General features: G+C 70.6%; 21 protein-coding genes. 13 read left to right on the top strand and 8 right to left on the bottom strand.

The features are described 5' to 3' along the window. Positions 1-16: 16 nt before the first annotated feature. Complete coding sequence (locus tag A37U_RS0108765; RefSeq protein ID WP_040586856.1) at positions 17-1,051, bottom strand: zinc-binding dehydrogenase; 1,035 nt, start codon at positions 1,049-1,051, stop codon at positions 17-19. A 103-nt stretch (positions 1,052-1,154) separates the two neighbouring features. Here A37U_RS0108765 and A37U_RS0108770 point away from each other — a divergent pair, with 103 nt between their 5' ends. From A37U_RS0108770 to A37U_RS0108780, 3 genes are all read left to right on the top strand, one after another. Then, positions 1,155-1,745 carry a TetR/AcrR family transcriptional regulator gene (locus A37U_RS0108770; RefSeq protein ID WP_026197004.1) on the top strand — a complete coding sequence of 197 codons (591 nt, stop codon included), beginning with the start codon at positions 1,155-1,157 and terminating at the stop codon, positions 1,743-1,745. Positions 1,746-2,273: 528 nt separating this feature from the next. Further along, positions 2,274-3,251, top strand: a complete 978-nt coding sequence (locus A37U_RS0108775) for a LacI family DNA-binding transcriptional regulator (protein ID WP_026197005.1) — start codon at positions 2,274-2,276, stop codon at positions 3,249-3,251. Beyond that, positions 3,248-4,282: a class I mannose-6-phosphate isomerase gene (locus A37U_RS0108780; protein WP_020496255.1), complete on the top strand. Its 1,035-nt coding sequence runs from the start codon at positions 3,248-3,250 to the stop codon at positions 4,280-4,282. Before A37U_RS0108775 ends, A37U_RS0108780 begins: the two co-directional genes overlap by 4 nt. A 21-nt stretch (positions 4,283-4,303) precedes the next feature. On the opposite strand, the gene A37U_RS52835 is transcribed toward A37U_RS0108780, so the two are convergent. From A37U_RS52835 to A37U_RS0108800, 4 genes are all read right to left on the bottom strand, one after another. Continuing rightward, a complete protein-coding gene (locus tag A37U_RS52835) occupies positions 4,304-4,810 on the bottom strand; it encodes a hypothetical protein (RefSeq protein WP_040586859.1) in 507 nt (168 codons plus the stop codon). Positions 4,811-4,812: 2 nt separating this feature from the next. Continuing rightward, positions 4,813-5,721, bottom strand: coding sequence for a serine/threonine dehydratase (locus A37U_RS0108790; protein WP_020496257.1), 909 nt, complete (start codon positions 5,719-5,721; stop codon positions 4,813-4,815). A 79-nt stretch (positions 5,722-5,800) separates the two neighbouring features. Then, positions 5,801-6,766: a methylmalonyl Co-A mutase-associated GTPase MeaB gene (gene meaB, locus A37U_RS0108795; RefSeq protein ID WP_020496258.1), complete on the bottom strand. Its 966-nt coding sequence runs from the start codon at positions 6,764-6,766 to the stop codon at positions 5,801-5,803. A gap of 29 nt (positions 6,767-6,795) precedes the next feature. Beyond that, a complete protein-coding gene (locus A37U_RS0108800) occupies positions 6,796-7,986 on the bottom strand; it encodes an acetyl-CoA C-acetyltransferase (RefSeq protein WP_020496259.1) in 1,191 nt (396 codons plus the stop codon). A gap of 140 nt (positions 7,987-8,126) precedes the next feature. Here A37U_RS0108800 and mce point away from each other — a divergent pair, with 140 nt between their 5' ends. After that, the gene (gene mce, locus A37U_RS0108805) at positions 8,127-8,570 is read left to right on the top strand and encodes a methylmalonyl-CoA epimerase (protein ID WP_020496260.1); all 444 of its coding nucleotides are present in this window, start codon (positions 8,127-8,129) and stop codon (positions 8,568-8,570) included. A gap of 23 nt (positions 8,571-8,593) precedes the next feature. Here the strand turns inward: mce and A37U_RS0108810 are convergent, their stop codons facing one another. Continuing rightward, positions 8,594-9,058, bottom strand: a complete 465-nt coding sequence (locus A37U_RS0108810) for a MarR family winged helix-turn-helix transcriptional regulator (RefSeq protein WP_020496261.1) — start codon at positions 9,056-9,058, stop codon at positions 8,594-8,596. Positions 9,059-9,158: 100 nt separating this feature from the next. On the opposite strand from A37U_RS0108810, the gene A37U_RS0108815 reads away from it, so the two are divergent. Then, on the top strand, positions 9,159-9,728 hold the full coding sequence (locus A37U_RS0108815; protein WP_020496262.1) for an NADPH-dependent FMN reductase: 570 nt from the start codon (positions 9,159-9,161) through the stop codon (positions 9,726-9,728). A gap of 33 nt (positions 9,729-9,761) precedes the next feature. Continuing rightward, complete coding sequence (locus tag A37U_RS0108820) at positions 9,762-10,637, top strand: NAD(P)-dependent oxidoreductase (protein WP_020496263.1); 876 nt, start codon at positions 9,762-9,764, stop codon at positions 10,635-10,637. A 5-nt stretch (positions 10,638-10,642) separates the two neighbouring features. Here A37U_RS0108820 and A37U_RS0108825 read toward each other — a convergent pair whose 3' ends face one another. Next, entirely contained in the window at positions 10,643-10,930 is a 288-nt protein-coding gene (locus A37U_RS0108825) for an MGMT family protein (RefSeq protein WP_026197006.1), read from the bottom strand. 37 nt (positions 10,931-10,967) lie between these two features. Here A37U_RS0108825 and A37U_RS0108830 point away from each other — a divergent pair, with 37 nt between their 5' ends. Then, entirely contained in the window at positions 10,968-14,096 is a 3,129-nt protein-coding gene (locus A37U_RS0108830; RefSeq protein WP_240437519.1) for an ATP-dependent helicase, read from the top strand. Further along, positions 14,093-17,344: an ATP-dependent helicase gene (locus A37U_RS0108835; RefSeq protein WP_020496266.1), complete on the top strand. Its 3,252-nt coding sequence runs from the start codon at positions 14,093-14,095 to the stop codon at positions 17,342-17,344. Before A37U_RS0108830 ends, A37U_RS0108835 begins: the two co-directional genes overlap by 4 nt. Before the next feature lie 24 nt (positions 17,345-17,368). On the opposite strand, the gene A37U_RS0108840 is transcribed toward A37U_RS0108835, so the two are convergent. Continuing rightward, positions 17,369-18,430 (bottom strand): glycoside hydrolase family 172 protein, encoded by a 1,062-nt coding sequence (locus tag A37U_RS0108840; RefSeq protein WP_205622887.1) that lies wholly within the window; start codon positions 18,428-18,430, stop codon positions 17,369-17,371. 135 nt (positions 18,431-18,565) lie between these two features. Here A37U_RS0108840 and A37U_RS0108845 point away from each other — a divergent pair, with 135 nt between their 5' ends. The 5 genes from A37U_RS0108845 (at position 18,566) to nudC (ending at position 23,863) form a co-directional block, all read left to right on the top strand. Further along, positions 18,566-19,657, top strand: a complete 1,092-nt coding sequence (locus tag A37U_RS0108845) for a potassium channel family protein (protein WP_020496268.1) — start codon at positions 18,566-18,568, stop codon at positions 19,655-19,657. Positions 19,658-19,708: 51 nt separating this feature from the next. Then, positions 19,709-20,143: a hypothetical protein gene (locus A37U_RS0108850; protein WP_020496269.1), complete on the top strand. Its 435-nt coding sequence runs from the start codon at positions 19,709-19,711 to the stop codon at positions 20,141-20,143. A 158-nt stretch (positions 20,144-20,301) separates the two neighbouring features. After that, positions 20,302-21,585, top strand: coding sequence for a M16 family metallopeptidase (locus A37U_RS0108855; RefSeq protein ID WP_020496270.1), 1,284 nt, complete (start codon positions 20,302-20,304; stop codon positions 21,583-21,585). Next, on the top strand, positions 21,582-22,955 hold the full coding sequence (locus tag A37U_RS0108860; RefSeq protein ID WP_020496271.1) for a M16 family metallopeptidase: 1,374 nt from the start codon (positions 21,582-21,584) through the stop codon (positions 22,953-22,955). The genes A37U_RS0108855 and A37U_RS0108860 overlap by 4 nt, the downstream gene beginning before the upstream one ends. Next, entirely contained in the window at positions 22,952-23,863 is a 912-nt protein-coding gene (gene nudC / locus A37U_RS0108865; RefSeq protein ID WP_020496272.1) for an NAD(+) diphosphatase, read from the top strand. The genes A37U_RS0108860 and nudC overlap by 4 nt, the downstream gene beginning before the upstream one ends. The last annotated feature ends 73 nt before the right edge of the window (positions 23,864-23,936 follow it).

The following is a 23,936-nucleotide window of genomic DNA, read 5'->3' on the forward strand; positions in this document are numbered from 1 at the left end:
TCGCCGGACGGGCCGGTCAGCCCGCCGGGTCGAGCAGGATCTTGCCGATGTGCCGGTATTCGAGGAACCGGCGCTGTGCCGCGTGGATCTCGCTGAGCGGGAACCGTTCCGCGATCAGCGGCCGGATCGAGCCCGCGCGTGCCTCCTGCACCAGTTTCGCGAAGTGCGCCCTGGTGTGCATCGCGGAACCGATCATCCGCAGGTTGTGCAGGTAGAGCCGGCGCACATCGATCGGGAGCACCGCACCGGCCACCGCGCCCGCGATCACCCAGCGCCCGTCATCGCGCAGCAGCGGAAGAAACTGCTCGACCAGCGGCCCGGCGACGACATCGGCCACCGCGTCGAGCCGGTCGGTGATGGTGAGCGGACTGTCCTCACGGGATACGGCGCGGGTCGCACCCGCGGCGAGCACGGCCTCCCGCTTGGCGGCCGTGGTCACCGCGACGACCTCGGCACCGCGCGCGGCCGCGAGCTGGACAAGGGCGAGCCCCACTCCGCCGGATGCGCCGGTCACCAGCACGGTTTCCCCGGTGCCGATCTCCGCGCGTTCGAGCATGCCCATCGCCGTCCCATAGGCGACCGGGAGACTGGCCAGCTGCTCATCGGACAGCGGTGAGCCGGTGACATCGTGCACCCGCTCCGCCCGCGTCACGACGTATTCGGCGAAGCCGCCGTCCGCCTCGCTGCCGAGCAAGCCGACCGGCGGTGCGTGTGCGCCCGCATCGCGATAGAGCGCCGGATCGACGAGCGCCCGCTTGCCGCGCAGTCCGGCCGGTACACCCGGACCGGTCTGCTCGACGATCCCGGCGATGTCCCCGCCCTGGATTCGCGGGAAGTCGATCGGGCCGCGCCAGCCGGTGCGCGCCTCCGGATCGCCGGGTACGCCGTAGGCGCCCTTGCGGGTCCAGAGGTCGGTGTTGTTCATCGCGGCCGCCCGGACCCGTACCAGCACCTCGCCCTCGCCCGGCGAGGGCACCGGCTGATCGCGGCGCACCTCGAGCGCGTCCTCCTCGCCGTGCCTGGTCAGCACGGCAGCGGTCATCGTTCGCATGATCCATCCTCGGGTTCACCTGAGCTATACCGACTGGTATACATCACTCACGATGCCAGAGGGTCACCGGCGAGGTCAACCCACCGGTCGGTATAGTCGGGGCATGACGGAACGAGCGGTGCTCACGGATGCGGGTTCCCGGGTGCTCGCCGCGGCGGCCGAGTTGTTCTATCGCAAGGGGATCAACGCCGTCGGAGTCGCCTCGATCGCGGAAACCGCGGCCGTGACCAAGAAAACCCTGTATGACTGCTTCGGCTCCAAAGATGCGCTCGTGGTGGCGTATTTGCGGCACCGGCACCTGGACTGGTGGGAATACTTGCAGGCGCAACTGGCCGAGGCCGCGCCGCCGCGGGTGCTCGTGGTCTTCGACACCTACCTCGAACACCCCGGGGTGGACCTCTCGCGCGGATGCGCCTTTCTCAACGCCGCAGCCGAGCTGCCGCCTGGGCACGAGGGCAGGGCGGTCATCGAGGACCACAAGAACCAGGTGCAGCAGCTGCTGGCCAGGCTGAGCATCGAGGATCACCCGGACATCGCCGAACCGGCCGAACTCGCCGAGCACCTGTTCCTGCTACTCGAAGGCGCGACGGTGCACAGCGGGCTGAACGGCAGCCCGGGCGCGCTGTGGCGAGCGGGCGCGATCGCGGCCTCGCTCCTGGCCGGACCCAGCCGGCCCCGGCACGTGCTGCGCTGACCCCGGCGGCGCCGAGCCGGGTGTGCGGACCGTTCGGGTCGGCCGGGTGCAGGCAGCCGACCGGGGATCGTTGAGCGAGCAGAAGGCCGGTCCGCGCGCGAGGCGGTAGTCGCCGGGAACCCCGCCGCGGGCGATCGCATCCCGATGGCGTCCACCGCATCGGTCGGTCTCCCGCCGAGCAGGGGATCGGCGCGGGCGTCCACCGTGTACAGCCCGAACCTGGGCCGGTAGCTGCCCCATTCGTGATTGTCGGTGATACTCCGGTAGTTGTTGCCGACCACGTTCATCTCATCGGCCTTTGCGCGGTGCCGCCGAGCGGGTGTAGCCACCGGCGCGCGGCGTCCCGTCGTCGGTCGGCATACCGTTCTCCACGATGTACAGCGGCAGCCCCGGAAGGAATGCGCCATCCGGAGCACGCCGGGGGCTCACATTCGCGGGACATGTTGACGCACCTTCGGCGCACGTGTTGAATCGGCTACGATGACAACGTTGTCAGGGACACGGGAGAAACGGGCGCGGCGCGCGACGATGAACGATGTCGCGCGGTTGGCGGGCGTGTCCATCAAGACGGTCTCCCGGGTGGTCAACGACGAACCGGGGGTGCACGAGCAGACCGCGCGGCAGGTGCTCGCGGCGATCGAGAGCCTCGGTTTCCGGCGCAATATGGGCGCGCGCAATCTGCGCCAGGGCGTCACGACCGCGACGGTGGGGCTGCTGCTCGAGGATGTGTCGAACCCCTTCTACTCGGGGCTCACCCGCGGTGTGGAAGAGGTGGCGCGCCAGTTCGGCAGGCGGGTGCTCTCCGCGTCCTCGGACGAGGATCCGGTACAGGCCCGCGAACTCGCACTGGATTTCTGCGCGCGGCGAGTGGACGGACTGCTGATCGTGCCCGCCGGGCGCGAGCAGGGATACCTCGCCGCCGAGATCCGCGCGGGCACACCTGTGGTGTTCATCGACCGGCCGGGCGGCGATGTCACGGCGGACACCGTGCTGATGGACAACGTCGGCGGGACCATGATGGCGGTGGCGCATCTTGCCGGGCACGGGCACCGGCGCATCGGATTCCTCGGTGACGACCCGGAGATCTTCACCGCGGCCGAGCGGCTGCGCGGATTCCGCAGGGGATGCGCGCGGGCCGGGATCGAGCGCGGAGCGGAGTTTGCCGCCATGGGCCCGCACGATGAGCACAGCATCGGCTCCGCGCTGCGCGCCATGTTCGACCGTTCGGTGACCGCGTTGATCGGCGGGAACAACCGGATCACGATCGGCCTGCTGCGGGTGCTCGCCGGAATGCCCGAGCGGCCCGCGCTGATCGGATTCGATGATTTCGAACTCGCCGATCTGCTCGATCCGCCCGTCACCGTGATCGCGCACGACGCCAAGGCGCTCGGGCACGCGGCGGCCGGGCGGCTGTTCGCGAGAATCCAGGGGGATGACTCGCCGCATCGCGATCTCGTCCTCCCCGCACGACTCGTTCCACGAGGATCAGGAGAGGTGGCACCATGAATGTCAACGGGCCGGCACCGGCGGTGCTCGCGGCCAATCAGCCCGAGCAGTTCTATCGAGGGGGCGCGGCGATCGCCCGGTTGCGCGGGATGCCCGCGAGCGCGGAATACGGCCCGGAGGACTGGGTCGCCTCGACGACCACCCGGTTCGGGCACGAGGAATCCGGGCTCTCCAGGCTGCCGGACGGCACCCTGCTGCGCGAGGCGATCAAGCTCGACCCGTACAGCTGGCTGGGGCCCGCGCACACCGCGCGGTTCGGTTCGGATCCCGCGCTGCTGGTGAAACTGCTCGATGCGGGGCAGCGGCTCCCGGTGCACTGCCACCCCTCGGACGGGTTCGCGCAGCGGCACCTGGACAGCAGCTTCGGCAAGACCGAGGCCTGGGTGGTGCTCGAGACCAACGGTGAGGATCCCTGTGTGTACGCGGGATTCCGCGAGGACGTCGACGAGGAGACGCTGCGAACCTGGGTGGAGAACCAGGACAGCGCGGCCATGCTCGGCGCGCTCAACCGGCTCGAAGTGGCGCCGGGGGACACCGTGTTCATCCCGGCCGGTCTGCCGCACGCGATCGGCGAGGGCGTGTTCATCGCCGAACTGCAGCAGCCCACCGACCTGTCCATAACCCTTGAGTGGAAAGGGTTTCTGGCCGATGCCGAAACCGGATCGCTCGGAATGGGCTTCGATCTCGCGATGTTCTGCGTCGACCGGACCGGCTGGGAGGAACGCCGCCTCGGCGCGATCGTGCACCGCGCAGAGGCGGACGCACCGTGCCGCTGGCTGCTCGATGGGGAACAGGAACGGTATTTCCGCGCGCACCGGCTCTCCACCGCGCGCGGCGTGCTGCTGCGCGCCGGGTACTCGGTGCTGATCGTACTCGAGGGGGAGCTGCGGCTCATCCCGGAGAACGGTGAGGAAATGGTGCTGAGCAAGGGAAACACCGCGGTGATCCCCTATGCGGCCGGGGCGATCGAGGCGATCGGCGAGGCCACCTCGATCCACTGCAGGCCACCGGCGCCCGGGGAACCCGCGTAACGTCCGGTTCCGCTGCTGCCGTCAGCGGCGGCGGAACCGGCGGATCCCGCGGGCGGTGCGGCGCAGCGCGTTGCCCGCGGGGCTGACCGGGCAGCGCCACGCCCCGGCCTCGGCGTCCCAGAGGTGGGCGAGATCCGCGTGCTCGCCCGCACTGTCCACATCGGAGGGTGTGAGTTCCAGACAGGGAACCCCGAGCGCGGTACCGGAACCCGTGGACACCCGCGCGGTCGTGGTGCGCGCGGTGCGCAGCTGGGCCCAGCCGATGGACCAATCGCGCTCCCCGCCGGATCCGCTGATGCCGTGCTCGTCGAACACGAGCCGTTCCCCGGTGCGCGCCCGGGTGCTCCCGATCGCCAGGAACACCGCGAACAGCAGGAAGAACACGCCGACGAGCAGGAAGGTCGCCAGGCTGCCCCCGGCGATCGCGCCCGCGATGCCACCGAGACCCACCAGTGCGCAGATCAGCGCGGCGAACCGGAGCAGCCGCCGGGTCGCGGCGGCCGGATCGACGATCACCGGGCGGGACACGGTTACACCCGGGGGGATTCGACATTGGCCCCGCAGATGAGCACCACGATCCGCTCGCCATCGCGGGGCCGGTAGGCACCGCAGCGCAGGGCGGCATAGGCGGTCGCGGCGCTGTACTCGGCGGCGATCCGGAATTCCTGCCACAGCGCAGTGTGCGCGGCCTGGATCTCCGCCTCGGGCACCAGCACGCTGTGCACCCCGGCCTCGGCGGCCAGCCGGTACGGCAGCGCGCCGACCTTGCTCGCGCCGAGGGAATCCTTGGTGAGCCCGGAGACCTCGATCTGGACCGGGCCGCCCGCGGCGAGTGCCGCGTGCATGGAGGGGATCAGTTCCGGCTCGACCGCGACGATCCGGGCCAGCGAACCGGCCAGCCCGGTGACGATCCCGCCGAGCAGTCCGCCACCGCCGACCGCCACGAGCACCGTGTCGAACTCCGCCTGCTCCAGCAGTTCCAGCCCGAGCGTCGCCTGACCGGCCACCACCTCCGGCTGGTCGTAGGCGTGGATCTGCATCGCGCCGGTCCGCTCGATCTCGGTGCGGCTGGCCTCCAGCGCATCGGCGTAGAGCGCGCCGGCCACGGTCACCTTCGCCCCGCTCGCCTCCAGCAGGGCACGTTTGGCGGAGGAGGCGGCCTCCGGAATGAAGACGTGCGCCGGGATACCGAGCGTGGTCGCCGCGGTCGCCACGGCGATCCCGTGATTCCCGCCGGAGGCCGCGACCACCCCGGCAGCGGGCAGGGTGCCCTGCTCCCTGGCGAGGGTGAGCGCGGTGAACGCCCCGCGTGCCTTGAAGGTCCCGGACACCTGGTGCTGCTCGAGTTTGAACAGCAGATCCGCGCGGGCGTGCAGCACCGGGGTAGTCCGGACGAGTCCGCCGATCGCGCGGCGGGCCGTTGCTGGGTCGGGATTCATGAGAGCGCATCCACCCTGAGTATCGAAGGGCCGCCAGCGGCCCGAGGAGCGCAGCAGCGAGGCGATCGGAACAGCACCGTCATGTGTTCCGCAAGGTAGCGATCAGCCGGTCGGCGGCCGCGTACGGGTCGGTCTTGCCGCCCGCCACCTCGGCCGCGAGCTCACCGAGCGTGTCCCCGCCGCGCAGATCGCCCATCTCGGCGCGCAGCGCGGCCAGCGCGATGGCCTCGATCTCGCGCTCGGCGCGGTGCCGCCGCCGCGCCTCGAGCTCACCGTGCTCGGTCAGCCAGCTCCGGTGCGATTCAATCGCGGTGAGCACATCGCCGACCCCGTCGGCACGGTTGGCCACGGTCGGCACGATCTCCGGGCGCCAGCTCGGGCCCTCGCGCTCCCTGCGGCCGAGCGAGATCATGTGCTTGAGATCGCGCACCACCTGATCGGCGCCGTCCCGGTCGGCCTTGTTCACCACGAACACATCCGCGACCTCCAGGATGCCCGCCTTCGCCGCCTGGACACCGTCGCCCATACCGGGGGCGAGCAGCACCAGGGTGGTGTCGGCGAGGCTCACCACATCCACCTCGGACTGGCCGACGCCGACCGTCTCGATGAGCACCACATCGCAGCCGGCCGCGTCGAGCACCCGCAGCGCCTGACCGGTCGCCGAGGCCACCCCGCCGAGATGACCGCGGGTCGCCATGGAGCGGATGTACACGCCGTCGTCGAGGGCGTGGTCCTGCATCCGGATCCGGTCCCCGAGCAGGGCGCCGCCGGAGAACGGCGACGAGGGGTCCACGGCGAGCACCCCGACCCGCTTGCCCTGCTTGCGCAGCAGCGAGACCAGCGCCGAGGTGGAGGTGGACTTGCCGACACCCGGTGAACCGGTGATCCCGATGACCGCCGCGTTCCCGGTGAGCGGGGCGAGCCCGGCGGCGACCTCGCGTAGTGCCGGGCTCGCGTCCTCCACCATCGAGATCAGCCGCGCCACCGCGCGCGGACGACCGTCACGGGCCTGCTCGATCAGCTCCGGAATGCTCTGTTTGGCCACGTGATCACTCTAATTGCGTCGGGCCTCGTTCAGCGCGGCACGGTGAGCAGCAGTGCGTCACCCTGGCCGCCGCCACCGCACAGCGCGGCCGCCCCGGTTCCGCCGCCCCGGCGGCGCAGTTCGTGCGCGAGGGTGAGCGCGAGCCGGGCACCGGACATACCGATCGGGTGACCCATGGCGATCGCGCCGCCGTTCGGGTTGATCCGCTCGTCGTCCTCGGCGTAACCCAGCTTGCGGGCCGAGGCGAGCCCGACCGCGGCGAAGGCCTCGTTGATCTCGATCACGTCGAGCTTGCCCGGATCGGTGCCGTTCTTGGCGCAGGCCTTGGCGATCGCGTTCGCCGGCTGCTCCTGCAGGGTGGAGTCCGGACCGGCGACCACTCCGTGCGGGCCGATCTCGGCGAGCCATTCGAGGCCGAGCTCGGTGGCCTTGGCCTTGCTCATCACCACGACCGCGGCGGCCCCGTCGGAGATCTGCGATGCGGTGCCCGCGGTGATGGTGCCGTCCTTGCGGAAGGCGGGCTTGAGCTTGGCCAGCGATTCGGCGGTGGTGTCCGCGCGGATGCCCTCGTCCTCGTTGAACACCACCGGGTCACCCTTGCGCTGCGGGATCTCCACCGGCACCACCTCATCGGCGAACAGGCCGTCCTTCCAGGCCCGCGCGGCACGCTGGTGCGAGCGGGCGGCGAACGCGTCCTGCGCCTCGCGGCTGAGCCCGTCGCTGTCGTTGCGCTGCTCGGTGAGCAGGCCCATGGCCTGGTCGGTGAACGCGTCGTGCAGCCCGTCGTAGGCCATGTGATCGGTCAGCGTGGTGTCGCCGTACTTGAATCCGGAACGGGACTTGGTGAGCAGGTGCGGCGCCTGGGTCATCGACTCCTGGCCACCGGCGACGACCACGTCGAACTCCCCGGCCCGGATCTGCTGGTCGGCGAGCGCGATCGCGTCCAGGCCGGAAAGGCACACCTTGTTGACGGTGAGCGCGGGCACATCCATCGGGATCCCGGCCTTGTTCGCGGCCTGGCGCGCCGGGATCTGGCCCGCCCCCGCGGTGAGCACCTGGCCCATGATCACGTAGTCCACCGCGTCCGGGGCGACCCCGGAACGCTCCAGCGCGGCCTTGATGGCGAATCCACCGAGGTCAGCGCCGGAAAACTGGTCAAGCGAGCCGAGCAGCCTGCCCATCGGGGTTCGTGCGCCCGCGACGATCACTGATTCGGTCATGCGTCAAGCCTCCTGAAACTGGTCCGGCAGGGCTTCGAGGTCGGAAGTTGCACCATCTTGGTCACGAGTTGACAGTTGATGTGACCACGATGTCACGCACGCCACAACACGGAATCGGTTCTTCCCCCTACCGTTGGGGCATGGACAACGCCATCAGCCCCTACGTTGTCGCGATCGACCATGTCGGTGTCGCGGTAGCGGACCTCGACGAGGCCATCGAGTTCTACCGGGCACACTTCGGGCTCGACGCGTACCACGTCGAGGAGAACGACGAGCAGGGCGTGCGTGAGGCGATGCTGCGGGTGCCCGGCGACGAGGGCACCGCGGTGCAGCTGCTCGCGCCCGTCTCGGAGGACTCCACCATCGCGAAGTTCCTCGACCGCAATGGGCCGGGCCTGCAGCAGCTCGCCTACCGGGTCAGTGACGTGGACGCGGCGACCGCGGCGCTCAAGGAAGCCGGACTGCGGGTGCTCTACCCCGAGGCCAAGCGCGGAACCGCGGACTCCAGGGTGAACTTCATCCACCCCAAGGACGCCGGCGGGGTGCTCGTGGAGCTGGTGGAGCCGGCCCGCACCCACGCCTGATACCCGCGTCGCGCAGTCCCGGCTCACCGTGGGATGGCGCGATGGGTGACGTAGTGGTGGATCAGGGTTTCGAGACAGCGACGGAACGAGCTCTGTTGCCGCTCACTCAACGTGTCCGCCAGATGCCCGATCTCGGATCGGACCGCGTCGTGCACCAGGTGCACGATGGACCGGCCGGAGTCGGTGACGGTGACATGGACCGCGCGCCGGTTGCCGGGAACGGCGACCCGTTGCACCAGGCCACGCCGCTCGGCCCGATCGACGAGGCCGGTGACACTGGACTTCTCCAGTTCCAGGATCCCGGCCAGTGCCCGCATGCCGATTTCCCGATCGTCGAGTACGGCGAGCATCCGTAACTGGGTGACCGACAGCCCTTCCTGGCTGGCGAGACGCCCGAGAATCGCCTGCAGGATGAACGAGAGCTGGATCAGCCCGTCGACCAGGCCAAGCTCCGGCGCGGGTGCACGGTCGGGTGAGTGAGTGTCCACGGTGCGGGAGCGTAGCTTGACCGAGTTCGTGACACCAACTATTTTGATTCGTGACACCAACAGTGTGTGCAACGAACCATACTGCGGAAGCGGTACTCCTATGGCAGGCAAGAAGCGCATCGCCGTGCTCATCGGCAGCACTCGCCCCACCCGGATCTGCGGTGCCGTCGCCGCCTGGGTGCGCGAGGTCCTGGGCGAGGACAGCGAGCTGGTCTATGAGGTGGTCGATCTCGCCGCGGTGGGGCTGCCTTTCCTGGACGAACCGCTCAAGGCCGCGCTGCAGCAGTACGAGCACGAGCACACCCGGGCCTGGAGTCGGCTCGTACAGAGCTACCACGGATTCCTGTTCGTGTTCCCGCAGTACAACTGGGGCTACCCGGGCGTGCTGAAGAACGCGCTCGACTACCTCTACCACGAATGGCGCGACCGGCCCGCGAGCCTTGTCACCTACGGCACCCGCGGCGGCGACAAGGCCGCCGAACAGTTCATCGGCGTGTTGCACGGACTGCACATGGACGTGCTCGACACGCACGTCGAAGCCGTCATCACGGACCGGGATGTCGACGAGAACTGGCAGCTGCGGGACCCCGGGGCCACGCTCGAGCCGAACCGGGATCTGTTGCGCCGGATCGACGAACAGCTGACCGGGGCACTCCAGCTGAGCCGGTAGACCGCGATCCACGCGGAGAACGGAGGAACGATCATGACGAATCAGCACGTCGGCTTCATCGGGCTCGGCAGGATGGGAACCGCGATGGTGGGCCGCCTGCTCGACGCCGGTTACGAAGTCACCGTCTGGAGCCGCAGCGCGGGCAAGGCGGATGAACTGGTGGCCCGCGGCGCGCGGCTCGGTGACCGGCCGGAGGACGCGATCGCGACCGGGACCGTCTTCTCGATGCTCAGCAACGAGGAAGCGGTGCGCGCGGTCTTCACCGCCGAACGAGTGGCCGCGGCGCCGGAGGGCTTCGTGCACGTCGACCACGCGACGATCAGCCCGGCAGCGGCCCGCGAGTTCGCCGCGCTCGGTGGCGGTTACCTCAGTGCCCCGGTCGTCGGCCGTCCGGACGCGATCACCGCGGGCAAGCTGACGGTGCTGGCTTCCGGGGATGCGGGTGTCCACGAGGCCACGGCGCCGATGCTCGCCGCGATAGGCAAGCGGGTCTGGGACTTCGGCACGGAACCGGATGCCGCCCCGATCGCCAAGATCTCGATCAATTACCTGATGGCGCACGCGATACAGGCGCTTTCCGAATCGGTCACCCTGCTCCAGCACGCCGGACTGGACGCCGAGCGGTTCGTCGGGATGATCACCGACTCGGTCTTCCCCGGGGCGATATACGGCGGTTACGGCAACGCGATCGCCACCCGCACCTACACGCCGGTGGGATTCACCGCGCCGCTCGCGCTCAAGGATCTGAACCTCGCGCTGCGCACGGCCGGTGAGCACGGCGTCGAGCTGCCGACCGGGCCGGTGCTGCACGAAGTGTTCAGCACCGCCGCCGAGCAGCTCGGCACGGACCTCGACTGGGCAGGCATCGCCGAGGTCACCCGGCAGCGAGCCACCGGACCGCTTCGCTGAATCGTTCAGTCCGCCCACCGGTAACGGCGCATCGGGATTCGCTCCCCATCGGCGAGCACACCCTCCGCGCGCAACCGGGCCAGCTGCTCGCGCGCGATGTGCGGGGCCGGGTATCCGCTGGTGCGCAACACCCGGTGCCATGGGATGTCCTGCCCGTCCTCGGCGAGTATGCGGCCCACGAGCCGGGGTGACGGTGCGCCCGCGCGCGCCGCGATATCGCCGTAGCTGGCCACCTTGCCCTCGGGGATGGTGCGCACGATCTCGCGCACCCGCTCGTGCAGTTCCTCGTCCACATCCGCCATTGTCGGCCCCGCGTGGTTGCATGTTGGCGTGACACCCCGACTCGTGCGCCAGCAACGGCGTGGTGAACGGACCCGGTGGGACGAGTCCGCGCGCGCCCTCCTGGATGGTGCGCACGGCTTCGTCCGGGTGCGGGGTGGACCGGGAACCGGCAAGACCACGCTGCTCGCTGAACTGGCCGCGGCGCGCATCCTGGCCGGGGACGGCGAGCAGGTGCTGGTGCTGGCACCCGATCGCCGTGCGGCGAACGCGATGCGGATCCGGATCTCGGCGCTGCTCGCGGACGAGGGGGTGCGCACGCGGCGCGAGCCGCTGGTGCGCACGGTGCACTCCTATGCCTTCGGTGTGCTGCGCAGGCACGCGGCCATGCACGAGCAGCCCTCGCCGCGGCTGCTTCCCGGTCCGGAGCAGGACGCGATGGTGCGGGTGCTGCTCGCCGGGGACATCGAGGACGATGCCGACTACTGGCCGGCGAGCCTGCGCCCGGCGATCGGACTGCCGGGGTTCGCCAGCGAGGTGCGCGATCTGCTGCTGCGCGCCTCCGAACGCGGGCTCGGCCCCGAGCACCTGATCAAGCTCGGCCGCGCGCACAAACGCCCGGAATGGGTGGCCGCTGGCAAGTTCGGCCGCACCTACGAGCAGGTCACCCTGTTGCAGGGCACGGTGGGCGCGCAGCATCCGCAGGCGACCGCGCCCGCGCTGGACGCCGCCGAACTGGTCGCGGCGGCACTGCTCGCCTTCGACACCGACGAGGTGCTGCTCTCCGCGGAACGCGCACGGATCCGGCACCTGCTGGTGGACGATGCCCAGCACCTGGATCCGCAGGCTTTCGCGTTCGCGAAGCTGCTCGGGGAGACCGGGGCGGAGTTCGTGCTCGCCGGGGACGCGGACCAGAGCGTGTTCTCCTTCCGCGGTGCGGACGCGGGCCTGTTCACCGGCGCGGAACCGGACTACGAGGTGCGCCTCGGCGAGCAGCACCGGATGGCGAAACCGATCGCGAGCGCGGTCGGGCGAGTCTGCTCCCGGCTGCCGGGTACCCGGTTACCGGTCCCGGAAGGGGAACGCGCGGAGGGTTCGATCGAGGTGCGGCTGCTGCCCAGCCAGGCGGCGGAGGCGAACTGGATCGCGGGCCGGTTGCGCCGTGCGCACCTGATGGAGGGCGTTCCGTGGGCCCGGATGGCGATCGTGACCAGGTCGGTGCCCCGTTCACTCGCCGCGCTGCGCCGCGCCCTGCTCGCCGCCGGGGTACCCGTCTCGATCCCGGCCAGGGAGATCCCGCTGCCCACCCACGAGGCGGTGCGCGGTTTCCTCACCCTGCTGCGCTGCGCCGCCGACCTGCGTGAACTCGATGCGGAGACCGCGGCGGCGCTACTGTCCTCGCAGCTGGGCGGGGCCGATGCGCTCGCCATGCGCCGGGTGCGCCGCGGTCTGCGCAGGCTGGAGCTCGCCGGTGGCGGGGACCGGCCGAGCGGGGAGGTCCTCGCCGAGGTGTTGCGGGACGACGACCCGCTCACCGCGCTCGAACCGGACGCGGCCGCCCCGGTGCGCCGGGTCGCCGATCTGCTGCACACTGCCGTGGACGCGCTCGACGAGGGCGTCGAACGGATGCTGTGGCGGGTGTGGGAACGCAGCGGGCTGCAACGGCGCTGGACCGAAGCCGCGGCGCGGGGCGGGCACCTGGGCCGGATGGCCGACCGGGACCTGGACGCGATGGTCGCCCTGTTCGACGCGGCGGCCAGCTATGTGGACCGGCTGCCCGGCGCCTCGCCAGCCGGATTCGTGGAGTACCTGGCCGGTCAGCAGATCGCGGGGGATTCGCTCGCCCCGACCGCTCCGGACTCCGAGTCGGTCACCGTGACCAGTGCGCACGCCGCGTGCGGGCGGGAATGGGATCTGGTCGCGGTCGCCGGAGTCGCCGAGGGGAGCTGGCCGGACCTGCGCACCAGGGGCACCCTGCTCGGCGTGGAGCGGCTGGTCGACACGCTGTCCGGGATCCAGACCGACACCACATCCACCACCTCCGAACTGCTCGCCGAGGAGCGCAGGCTGTTCGTGGTCGCGGCGAGCAGGGCACGGAACACCCTGCTGGTCAGCGCGGTGCGCGGGGAGGAGGAGCAACCCTCGCGGTTCCTCGACGAACTGGTCACCGAGCAGGAGGACCCGGTACCGGAGCCACAGCAGGCGAGCAAACCCGAACGCGGGCTCGTGCTCGCGGAACTGATCGGGGAACTGCGCAAGGCACTCGCCGATCCGGGTACCCCGGCCGATCGGCGCGCGCGGGCCGCCCGTCAGCTGGCCAGGCTCGCCCGCGCCGGGGTTCCCGGGGCGCATCCGGACACCTGGTACGCGCTGGCCGAACCGTCGAGCACCGCCCCGCTCTGGGGCCCGGAGGAAACCGTCGACCTGAGCCCCTCCACCGTGGATGTGCTCACCACCTGCCCGCTGCGCTGGCTCGTGCAGCGGGTCGGCGGCACCGATCCCGCCGAGCTGCCCGCGACCACCGGGAGCCTGATTCACGCGCTCGCTCAGGCCGCGGCCGAGGGCGCGAGCACCGAGGAGGTCGACGCCGAGCTGGACAAGGCCTGGTCTCAGCTGGACATCGCCGCGCCCTGGTTCTCCCGCCGCGAGCAGGACCGGTTGCGCGGGATGCTGCGTGCCTTCGAGACCTGGCTCAAGGGCAGCCGCGCCGAACTCACCCAGCGCGCGCTCGAGGCGCCGCTCTCGGTTCAGCTGGAAGACTCCCGGGTGCGGTTGCGCGGCCGGGTGGACCGGCTCGAGGTGGACGGCGAGGGCCGGCCGGTGATCGTGGACATCAAGACCAGCAAGACAGCGGTCTCCGCCGAGCAGGCCGCCGAACACGCGCAGCTGGCCGTGTATCAGCTCGCGGCTGCGCTCGGTGCCTTCGAGGGCGTGTCCCGGCAGCCGGGCGGGGCGAGGCTGCTCTACGTCGCCGCGCCGAAGAAACGCACCGGGGTCACCGAACGCGGCCAGGACGCACCGGACGCCGAACGCCTCGCCGACTGGGCGCGCATGGTCATCGAGGCCGCCGAGACCGCGGCGGGCCCCGGCTATCTGGCGGTGGCCAACGACCAGTGCCCGACCTGCCCGGCGCGCATCAGCTGCCCGGCACACGAGGACGGCAGGCAGGTGACCGGATGAGGGAACCGCTCTCGCCGTTGCACATCTCCGCCGCGCTCGGCCTGCCCGCGCCGACCGGGGAACAGGCCGAGGTCATCGGCGCCCCGATCGAACCGGCACTGGTCGTCGCCGGTGCGGGCGCGGGCAAGACCGAGACCATGGCCGCCCGCGTGGTGTACCTGGTGGCGAACGGCTTCGTCACCCCGGAACACGTGCTCGGCCTGACCTTCACCCGCAAGGCCGCGCGCCAGCTCGCCGAACGGGTGCGGGCCCGGTTGCGGCGGCTGGCCGGTTCGCCGCTGCTCGAACAGACCGACCCCAGCGGGGCGCTGCGGGCCGAGGTGCTGGCCAGCGAGCCGACCGTGCTGACCTACAACGCGTACGCGGGACGGCTGGTCGCCGAGCACGGCCTGCGGCTGCCCGTGGAACCGGGCGCGCGGGTGCTCACCGAGACCGCGGCCTGGCAGCTGGCCAGCAGCGTGGTGTCCACATGGGACGGTGAACTGGAGACGAGCTACGTGCCCGCCACGGTCACCGCGCATCTGCTCGCCCTGGCCGGGGAGCTGGCCGAACACCTCGTGGACACCGAAACCCTCGCCGCGCACGCCGAACGGATCTGCCAGGCGGTGGAGCACGCGCCGCGGGCCAAGGGACAGGGCACCGCGATCAAGGAGGAGACCCGCAAACGCCTGGACGTGCAGCGGCTGCGGGTCGCCCTGCTCCCGTTGGTCGCCGAGTACCAGCGGCGCAAACGGGCCGAGGGCGCGATCGATTTCGCCGACCAGATGGCGCTCGCCGCAAGGCTGGCCGCCGAGCATCCCGAGGTGGGGGAGACCGAACGCGGGCGCTACCGTGCCGTGCTGCTCGACGAGTACCAGGACACCGGGCACGCCCAGCGGGTGCTGCTGCGCACCCTGTTCGGCAAGGGGGCGCGGGAAAGCGTCCCGGTGACCGCGGTCGGCGATCCCGCGCAGTCGATCTACGGCTGGCGCGGGGCGAGCGCGGCGAACCTGCCCCGGTTCACCACCGATTTCCCCAACGGTGGGCGGCCCGCGGGGGAGTACTCGCTGCTGACCAGTTTCCGCAATCCGCCGCAGGTGCTCGCGATCGCCAACCGGACCGCGAAGGAACTGCGCGACGCCGGGCTGCGGGTCGGTGAGCTGCGCGCCCGCACGGGCGCCGAGCCCGCCGAAGTGCGCGCCGCCCTGCACCCCGATGTGGAGACCGAGCGCGAATGGGTCGCAGGAGAACTCGCCGCGCGCTGGCACGCCCATGTGGAGCGCACCGGAAGCGCGCCGACCGCCGCGGTGCTCGTGCGCAGGCGCGCGGACATGGCCGAACTGGCCGCGGCACTGCGGGCGCGCGGACTGCCGGTCGAGGTGGTCGGGCTCGGCGGGCTGCTGCGCGAACCCGAGGTGCGCGATCTGGTCAGCACCCTGCGCGTGCTCATCGATCCGCTCGCGGGCACCGCTGCCGCGCGTCTGCTCACCGGGGCGCGCTGGCGGATCGGGGCCGCCGACCTTTCCGCGTTGTGGGCCCGCTGCCGGGAACTCGCGGAGGCCGGCGAAGCCGGGCAGTCCAGCCCCGAACTGCTCGCCGGAGTGGATGTGCGCGGCGCGCTGCCCGGTGAGCTCGCCGAGCAGGCCGGGCTGGTGGACGCGATCGACGATCCCGGCCCGCCGGAGCGCTACACCGAGCTGGGCTATGCCCGGATCCGGGCGCTGGGCAGGGAACTCGGCATGGTGCGTTCCCGGATGGACCAGCCGCTGGCCGAACTGGTCGCCGATGTGGAACGCACCATGCGGCTGGACATCGAGACCCTGTCCCGGCCGGGTCCGGTCGGGCGCACCCAGCTCGACCGGTTCGCCGAGGTGGTCGCCGACTACGCGGCGTCCAGTCCGAACGCGAACCTGCGCGCCCTGCTCGACTACCTGGCCACCGCCGAGGACGCCGAGGACGGACTCGAACCGGGTGAGGTGGTCGTTGCCGAGGACCGGGTACAGGTGCTCACCGTGCACGCCGCGAAGGGCCTCGAATGGCAGCTGGTCGCGGTGCCGCACCTGGTCGAAGGGGTGTTCCCGGCCCGCAAACAGGCGTCGAGCTGGCTCGGGAACGTCGCCGAACTACCCGCCGAACTGCGCGGGGATTCCATCGACCTGCCGGAGCTGCGGCTGCCCGCGGGCGGGGACCGCAAGGAACTCGAAGAAGCGCTCGCCAAACACGAAGAGGACTTCGACGACCGGCGGCTGACCGAGGAACGGCGGCTGTGCTATGTCGCGTTCACCAGGACCGAGCACACGCTGCTCGCCTCCGCGCACTGGTGGGGAGCCACCGGGAAGAAACCGCGCCACCCCTCGGTGCTGCTCCGAGAAGTGCGCGAACTGCTCGAGGCCGATCCCGAGCTCGGCGAGATCGCCTGCTGGGCACCGGAACCCGAACCGGACGAGGAGAACCCGGTCGCGGCCCGCCAGCACAGCGCCGACTGGCCCGCCGATCCGCTCGGCGAACGCCGGGACGCGGTCGCCGAGGGAGCGGCCCTGGTGCGTGCCGCACTCGAAGCCGAAGACGTCGAGGACACCGAAACCGAGGACGACCCCGAGGGCTGGGCCGCCGAGGTCGACGTGCTGCTCGCCGAACGGGCCGCGCGGGCCGAGCGCGCCGAACGGGTCGCGCTTCCCGCCCAGCTCTCGGTGAGCCAGCTCGTGGAACTCGCCGAGGACCCCGGCGCGCTGGCCACCCGGTTGCGTCGCCCGCTCCCGTTCGAACCGAACCCGGCCACCCGGCGCGGTACCGCCTTCCACGCCTGGCTCGAGCACCGGTTCGCCTCCAACGCGCTGCTCGAATTCGACGAACTGCCCGGTGCCGCGGACGGGGACGACACCCCGGAGGCCGATCTCGACCGGCTGCGCGCCGCTTTCCTTGGCGGCCAATGGGGAAACCGGGTGCCGCAGGAGGTCGAGGTCGGCTTCGAAACCGAGGTCGAGGGAATCGTGGTGCGCGGGCGGATGGATGCCGTGTTCGCCGATGCCGACGGCGGCTGGACCGTCGTGGACTGGAAGACCGGCATGGTCCCGGACGAGGAACACATGCGCGCCGTTTCCGTGCAGCTGGCGATCTACCGGCTGGCCTGGGCCGCGATCGCCGATGCCGGGGTGGAGCGGGTGCGGGCGGCCTTCTACTACGTGCGCGCCGACCGCACCGTCGCCCCCGCGGACCTGCTCGACGTGGACGGGCTGCGCGAGCTGCTGCGCACCGTGCCGAGCGAGTGACCCGCGCTCACAGCACTGCCAACGTCACAGCACCTCCATGCGGTCGTAGTCCGGTTCCGGCGGGCGGTGGGTGCTCGTCCGGTCCAGGTAGAACAGCGCGGTCGAGGCCATGTCGTCCTGGAGCGGGAGATACCGGTCCAGCGAGCGCCAGCCGAGCGCCTGCACGGTGATCCGCAGGTTCTCGTGGAACCGGAGCGGATCCGGGATGTGCCAGCGGTACATGCCGAAGCGCTGCTGGCTGCGGTAGAGCCCATCCGGGCGGAGTATCTGCGGCAGGCCGAGGTACGGGGTGCTGTAAGCGGTGTAGCCCGCTCCGGGCAGGTCGAAATTCCACGCGCCGCCGAAGTAGTCCTCGGTTCCCGTTCCGCAGATGGTGGGGAATTCTTCGTCCCCGTCCAGGTAGAACTTGAACTCCCCTTCGCCCCACCATTCGGAATTGTGCGTTCCGGTCGCCAGATAGGTGCCCACGTAGTGCCCTGCTCCCTCGACGCCTTCGAGCACCGTGTGCACTTCCTTGTACGGCAGGGGATTGTTCCGCCGCCAGTGCGCGTGCAGATAACCCGAACCCTCGGGAACCTCGGTGAGCTCGTAGTCGACCTGGTAGTAGACGCGAGCCTGTTCGGGGCCGAGATTGGTGAGGGTGAGCAGCGCGTGTTCGGCGAACGGCATTTCCCAGTAGCTGTTGAATCCCCCCTTGGGATTCACCGCGATCGGTATCGAATTCACCTGCGCGAATTCACCCCAGCCCTGGCAGAAGAAATCCCCGAGCGGGACCTCGACGGCGGGCTGCTCGTCGTGTTCCCAGTACATGCGCAACACCATGCTGCGCCAGTTCTTCGCGTCGGTGGTCAGCCAGATGTGCCGGATCACGGCGGGCCCGGAGATCTCGGCCATGGTGAACCCGGTGCCCGCGGGGATGTCCACACTCGGTGAGACCTTCCAGCCCTGTCCGAGGTCGCGTGCCGGGTGCGCGCCGGTGCCTTCGGTCGCGGCCCCGCCCGCGCCCTTGTCCCCGGTGAAGTTCTCCGGAGAGATCGAACGCGAGCGTCCGCCGGTGATTCGCGCCAAGTCTGTGATCCGTGTCATAGACACCACGGTAAACGCCCGTGCGTGCGGGGAAACCCTCCGTTCGGGCGCTGCTCGGATGCGGGTTCGCGAATAGCGGCGGTTCGTCCGTGTCGCGGGTGTACTCCCGGTGCGCGCCCAGTACGCTGCCCGATCGTGACCGGGAAGCAGCGAGGCGGCATCTTCACCAAACTGCGCTCGCGCGAGGAACTGTCCGATCAGCCGGACCATTCGCTCGTGGGTGTCGTGACGATGCCGGAGATCAAGGTCAGCCCGGCCCGGTCGATCGGCAGGCGGGTGCTGTGGGCGCTGCTCGCGCTCGCCGCGGCCGTGGTGATCGTCTACGTCGACCGGGGCGGCTACCGGGACTCGTCCAAGCAGGGACCGTTGTCCTGGCTCGACTGCCTCTACTACGCGACCGTCTCGCTCTCCACCACCGGATACGGGGACATCACACCGGTCACCGCGACCGCCCGGCTGGTGAACATCGTGCTGATCACCCCGCTGCGGGTGCTGTTCCTGGTGGTCCTGGTCGGTACGACACTTTCCGTGCTCACCGAACGTTCCAGGCAGGTATTCCGCATTCAGCGTTGGAGGACCAAGGTGCGCGACCATGTGGTGGTCATCGGCTACGGGACCAAGGGCCGCTCGGCGGTCGGTGCGCTGCTCGGCGAGGGCACCGATCCGGGTCAGGTGGTCGTCGTGGACACCGACCAATGGGCGCTGGAGGCCGCATCCGGGCTCGGCTGTGTGACCGTGCACGGCTCGGGGACCCGTTCCGATGTGCTCCGGGTGGCCGGGACCAACCGGGCGCGGGCCATCGTCGTCGCGCCGAGCAGGGACGACACCGCCGTGCTCGTCACGCTCACCGCGCGCGAACTCGCCCCGAAGGCGCAGATCGCCGCGTCCATCAGGGAAACCGAGAACGTGCACCTGCTGCGCCAGTCGGGGGCCGATTCGGTCGTGGTGTCCAGCGAGACCGCCGGGCGGCTGCTCGGCATGGCGACCTCCACGCCGAACGTGGTCGACATGGTCGAGGACCTGCTCACCCCGGACGCGGGCCTGGCCATCGCGGAACGGGACGTGGAGCGCGCCGAGATCGGCGGTTCACCGCGGTATCTGCCCGATCTGGTGCTCGGCGTGGTGCGCGGCGGCCGGCTCTATCGGGTGGACGCACCGGAGGCGGACACCATCGAACGAGGTGACCGGCTGTTGTACGTGCGCAAGGTGACCCCCGCTACCGAGTGATCGGATGCGGGGCGGGCAGCGATACGCCGGTGAATCTGTCAGTATCGAAGGGTGACAAGCTCGCGCAGGACCCGGCTGCTCCCGATCGCGATCGCCGCCGTACTCGGCGTCGGCTTCGCCGCGCTCGTGCTGTGGCTGCTCCCAGGTGTGCTCGGCGGGGACACCGCTGCCGGGCAGCAGAACGCTGTGGACGCGATGGTCAAGTCGAGCGCGCAGTGCACCGGAGCGGATCCGCACGATACGGTCAGTTACACGGTCTCCGGCGAGTCGCGCAACGCCAAGCTCGACGGCTGCGGGAGTGAGGTCGGCCAGCAGGTGCGGGTCGTGCTCCCCGGGCCCGGGGAGCAGTACGCCAGCCTGGCGAACAACGCGGGCAGCGGAGTGGGGTCCAAGCGGCTCGCGTTCGCCGGCCTCGCGCTCGCCGGGATCTGCGGTGGGCTGTTCGTCGGATTCAGTCCGGTCGTCCGGCGCCCGCACGCGCTCTGATCCCTACCTGCCCCGATTCTCAACCGCGCCGATCTTTCTTTGCGGAGTGACCTTTGCAGAATTTTCTCTGCAAAGGTCACTCTGCATGCGGCGGTGGTCGCGGCCGGTGTGGACCGGGTCACGACGAGCCCGTGCGCCCGGCGGCTACTGTGGGGAGCATGATCAGCCCGGACATCCATCGGTTCACGTGTTCGAACGGCCTTCGGGTGCTGCTCGCCCCGGACAGCGGGCTCGGCCTCGTCGCGGTGAGCGTGCACTACGACGTCGGTTTCCGCTCCGAACCGGAAGGCCGGACCGGGTTCGCGCACCTGTTCGAGCACCTGATGTTCCAGGGAAGCGAATCGCTGGAGAAACTCGCGCATTTCCGGCATGTCCAGGGTTCCGGCGGCTCGTTCAACGGGTCCACGCACCCGGACTACACCGATTACTTCGAGGTGCTGCCCTCCGCCGCGCTCGAGCGGGCTCTCTTCCTCGAGGCGGACCGGATGCGCGCGCCCCGGATCACCGAGGAGAACCTGCGCAACCAGGTCGACGTGGTCAAGGAGGAAATCCGGCTCAACGTGCTCAACCGGCCCTACGGCGGGTTCCCGTGGATCACCCTGCCGCCGGTGCTCTACCAGACGTTCCCGAACGCGCACAACGGTTACGGCGACTTCTCCGAGCTGGAGAGCGCGACCGTGGAGGACTGTGCCTCCTTCTTCGACACTTACTACGCTCCGTCGAACGCAGTGCTCACCATCGCCGGGGAGTTCGAAGTGGACACCGCGATTGCCTTGGTGGAGAAGCACTTCGGGGACGTTCCGGCCCGCCCGCGCCCGGTCCGCCCGGACTTCGGGGAGCCGGCACCCGAGAGCCAGCGCACCGGGAACGTGGTCGACGCGCACGCCCCGCTTCCCGCCCTCGCGGTCGGCTACCGGCTGCCCGACCCGGTGAGCGATCTGGACGGTTACCTCGCCAGCCACGTGCTCGGCGCGGTGCTCACCGAGGGCGATGCCTCGCGGCTGCAACAGCGGATGGTGCACACCGAACCGCTGGTGGTGGAGGTGAACGCGCGCTGCGGGCTGATGGGCGCCCCGCTGGATTCCCGTGATCCGGACACCTTCGTGTTCACCGCGATCCACACCGATGAGGTGGCGAGCGAGAAGGTGCTCGCGGTCGTGGACGAGGAACTGGAACGCCTCGCCGAGACCGGCCCGGACGAGACCGAACTGGCCCGGGTGTCCGCGCGCTGGGCCGCCGCGCTGCACGGCAACCATGACCGGCTCGTCTCCCGCGCGCTGGACTACGGTGCGACCGAGCTGCTGCACGGGAGCGCCGAACTCGTCGCCGAACTGCCCGAGCGCATCGGCGCCGTGACCGCGAACCAGGTCGCCGAGGCAGCCGCCGCGAAACGAACCACGGCCCGTGCCGTGCAGACCGTGACCCCAGGAGGACAGCAGTGAGCCGAACCGCAGCGGAGATCGCGAGCACCGAGCGCGGACCGCGCGAGCTTCCCCCGCTCGGCGTCCAGCCGCCCGCCGCCGGTCTCGAACACGTGGACACGGTGCTGCCGAACGGATTACGGGTGCTCGCGGTGGCCTCGCGCGGAGTGCCGTTGGTGGAGCTGCGGTTGCGCATCCCGTTCGCCAAACGCGGGGCGGGCACCGGAGACCCCGCCTACGCCGCGCGCGCCGAGGTACTCGCCGGCACGATCCTGACCGGAACGAGCCACCGGGACCGGATCGCCATGGACACCGATCTGGCGCTGGTCGGCGGCGAACTCGACGCGGTCGTGGATCCGGAGAAACTGCTCATCGAGGGCAGCTGTCTCGCCGGGGGACTGGACAAACTGCTCGAGGTGCTTGCCGACGCGCTCACCTCGGCGAGCTATGTCCCGTCCGAAGTGGACAACGAGCGGGCGCGACTGGTGGAACGGCTCTCGGTCGCCTGGTCCCAGCCGAGCATCATCGCCCGCGCGGCGCTGCAACGGCATCGCTACGCCGATCACCCGTACGCGCTCGAGGTTCCGCAGGCTTCGGACGTCACCACCGTCACCGGTGAAGAAGTCCGCGCCATGCACGCGGAATCGGTGCTGCCGCGCGGATCGAGCCTGGTGCTGGTCGGCGATTTCGACCCGGCCGAGGTGACCGGCCGGCTCGCGGACGCGCTCGGTGGCTGGACCGGGGAGCAGACCGCGCAGGAAATGCCGCCGCTTCCCGAACTCACCGGCGGCGATATCGCGCTCGTGCACCGGGAAGGCGCGGTGCAGTCGCAGATTCGCCTTTCCGCGCAGGGGATCGCGCGCACCGATGAGCGTTATGCCGCACTGCAGCTGGCGAACATGATCTACGGCGGATACTTCTCCTCCCGGCTGGTGGAGAACATTCGCGAGGACAAGGGCTACACCTACGGGGCGAGCAGCAGGCTCGAGTTCACCCCGGCGGGCTGCTCGGTGCTGGTCGGCGCGGACACCGCGAGCGAGGTAACCGCGGCTGCCCTGCTCGAGACCCGGTACGAGCTCGCGCGCCTTGCCATCGTGGAACCGAGCGAGGCGGAGACCGAATCGGTTCGCCAGTACGCCATCGGTTCGCTGCTGACCGCGCGCTCCGCGCAGGCCGGGCTGGCCAGCCAGCTGGCCGCACTGGTGGCGGTCGGGCTCGGCGTGGAGTGGCTTTCCGGGCACCAGGCCCGGCTCGAGGCGGTCACCCGGGAGCAGATCGCCGAGACGGCAGCCGAGTTCTTCGCCCCGGCCAGGTTCACCGGAGTGGTCGTCGGGGATGCCGCACTGCTGTCGGCGAAGCTGCGCGTGCTCGGCGGCGTGGTGATCCCGTGAAGTTCACCCTCGACGGACTGCCGAGGCTTTCGCGGTCCACTGTGGACAGGACCGAACCGTTGCGCGACGAGGTGCAGCGGCTGCGGTCCGGCTGGGCGGACGCGCGGGTGCTCAGCGTCGACAGCAAGGGGCGCGCGCAGGTCACCGAGGACGGTGGCGCCCTGGTTTTCCAGCCGGCCGAAGAACTCGGCGAACTGCCCCCGGACGGCGCGGTGCTGCTCGGTGAACAGGACGATCTCGCCTACTGGGCGGTGCGCGCCGAACTGCCCGAGGACGCGCGGCACACCGACCTGCGGCTCGGTGGGGCGCTGCTGGACGACACCGGCGCGGGCCTGTTCGTCACCGCGGTCGCCACCCTGAACTGGCAGCGGAGCACGCGATTCTGCGTGCGCTGCGGCAATCCCGTGCGGATCATCCGCTCCGGCTGGGCGAGCTGGTGCGCGCACTGCGAGGTCGAGGACTATCCGCGCACCGATCCGGCGGTGATCTGCCTCGTGCACGACGGCGAAGGTGAAAACGGCGAGCACGTGCTGCTGGCGCGCCAGCCGAGCTGGCCGGAGACCTTCTTCTCGGTGCTCGCCGGGTTCGTCGAGGCGGGCGAAGCACTCGAAGCCTGCGTGCACCGGGAGATCTGCGAGGAAGTCGGCATCGAGGTGGATTCGGTGCGCTACCTGGGCAGTCAGCCCTGGCCGTTCCCGCGGTCCCTGATGCTCGGATTCACCGCCGTCGCCGATCGGTCCGCGCCGCTGCGGCCCGCGGACGGGGAGATCGCCGAGGCGCGCTGGGTATCCCGGGACGCGCTGCGCGCGGCGATCGAGGCGCCCGGTGAGGTGGTGGACGGCCTCGTCATGCCGGGCAATTCCTCCATCGCCGCCTCGATGTTGCGCTCCTGGGCGCAGGCAGGCTGAGGTTGTGACGGGTGCCACGCCAGTGGAAACCCGGCCGGCGGAATCGTTGAAGGTTCAACTACGTTGTACGGGT

This window comes from Sciscionella marina DSM 45152 (assembly GCF_000379465.1).
GTDB classification, from domain to species: Bacteria; Actinomycetota; Actinomycetes; order Mycobacteriales; family Pseudonocardiaceae; genus Sciscionella; species Sciscionella marina.

Excerpts from the sequence above, each read along its gene's own strand:
- A37U_RS0108765 (WP_040586856.1), bottom strand. The coding sequence starts at position 1,051 with ATGCGAACGATGACCGCTGCCGTGCTGACCAGGCACGGCGAGGAGGAC.
- A37U_RS0108770 (WP_026197004.1), top strand. The coding sequence starts at position 1,155 with ATGACGGAACGAGCGGTGCTCACGGATGCGGGTTCCCGGGTGCTCGCC.
- A37U_RS0108775 (WP_026197005.1), top strand. The coding sequence starts at position 2,274 with ATGAACGATGTCGCGCGGTTGGCGGGCGTGTCCATCAAGACGGTCTCC.
- A37U_RS0108780 (WP_020496255.1), top strand. The coding sequence starts at position 3,248 with ATGAATGTCAACGGGCCGGCACCGGCGGTGCTCGCGGCCAATCAGCCC.
- A37U_RS0108790 (WP_020496257.1), bottom strand. The coding sequence starts at position 5,721 with ATGAATCCCGACCCAGCAACGGCCCGCCGCGCGATCGGCGGACTCGTC.
- A37U_RS0108800 (WP_020496259.1), bottom strand. The coding sequence starts at position 7,986 with ATGACCGAATCAGTGATCGTCGCGGGCGCACGAACCCCGATGGGCAGG.
- mce (WP_020496260.1), top strand. The coding sequence starts at position 8,127 with ATGGACAACGCCATCAGCCCCTACGTTGTCGCGATCGACCATGTCGGT.
- A37U_RS0108815 (WP_020496262.1), top strand. The coding sequence starts at position 9,159 with ATGGCAGGCAAGAAGCGCATCGCCGTGCTCATCGGCAGCACTCGCCCC.
- A37U_RS0108820 (WP_020496263.1), top strand. The coding sequence starts at position 9,762 with ATGACGAATCAGCACGTCGGCTTCATCGGGCTCGGCAGGATGGGAACC.
- A37U_RS0108835 (WP_020496266.1), top strand. The coding sequence starts at position 14,093 with ATGAGGGAACCGCTCTCGCCGTTGCACATCTCCGCCGCGCTCGGCCTG.
- A37U_RS0108840 (WP_205622887.1), bottom strand. The coding sequence starts at position 18,430 with ATGACACGGATCACAGACTTGGCGCGAATCACCGGCGGACGCTCGCGT.
- A37U_RS0108855 (WP_020496270.1), top strand. The coding sequence starts at position 20,302 with ATGATCAGCCCGGACATCCATCGGTTCACGTGTTCGAACGGCCTTCGG.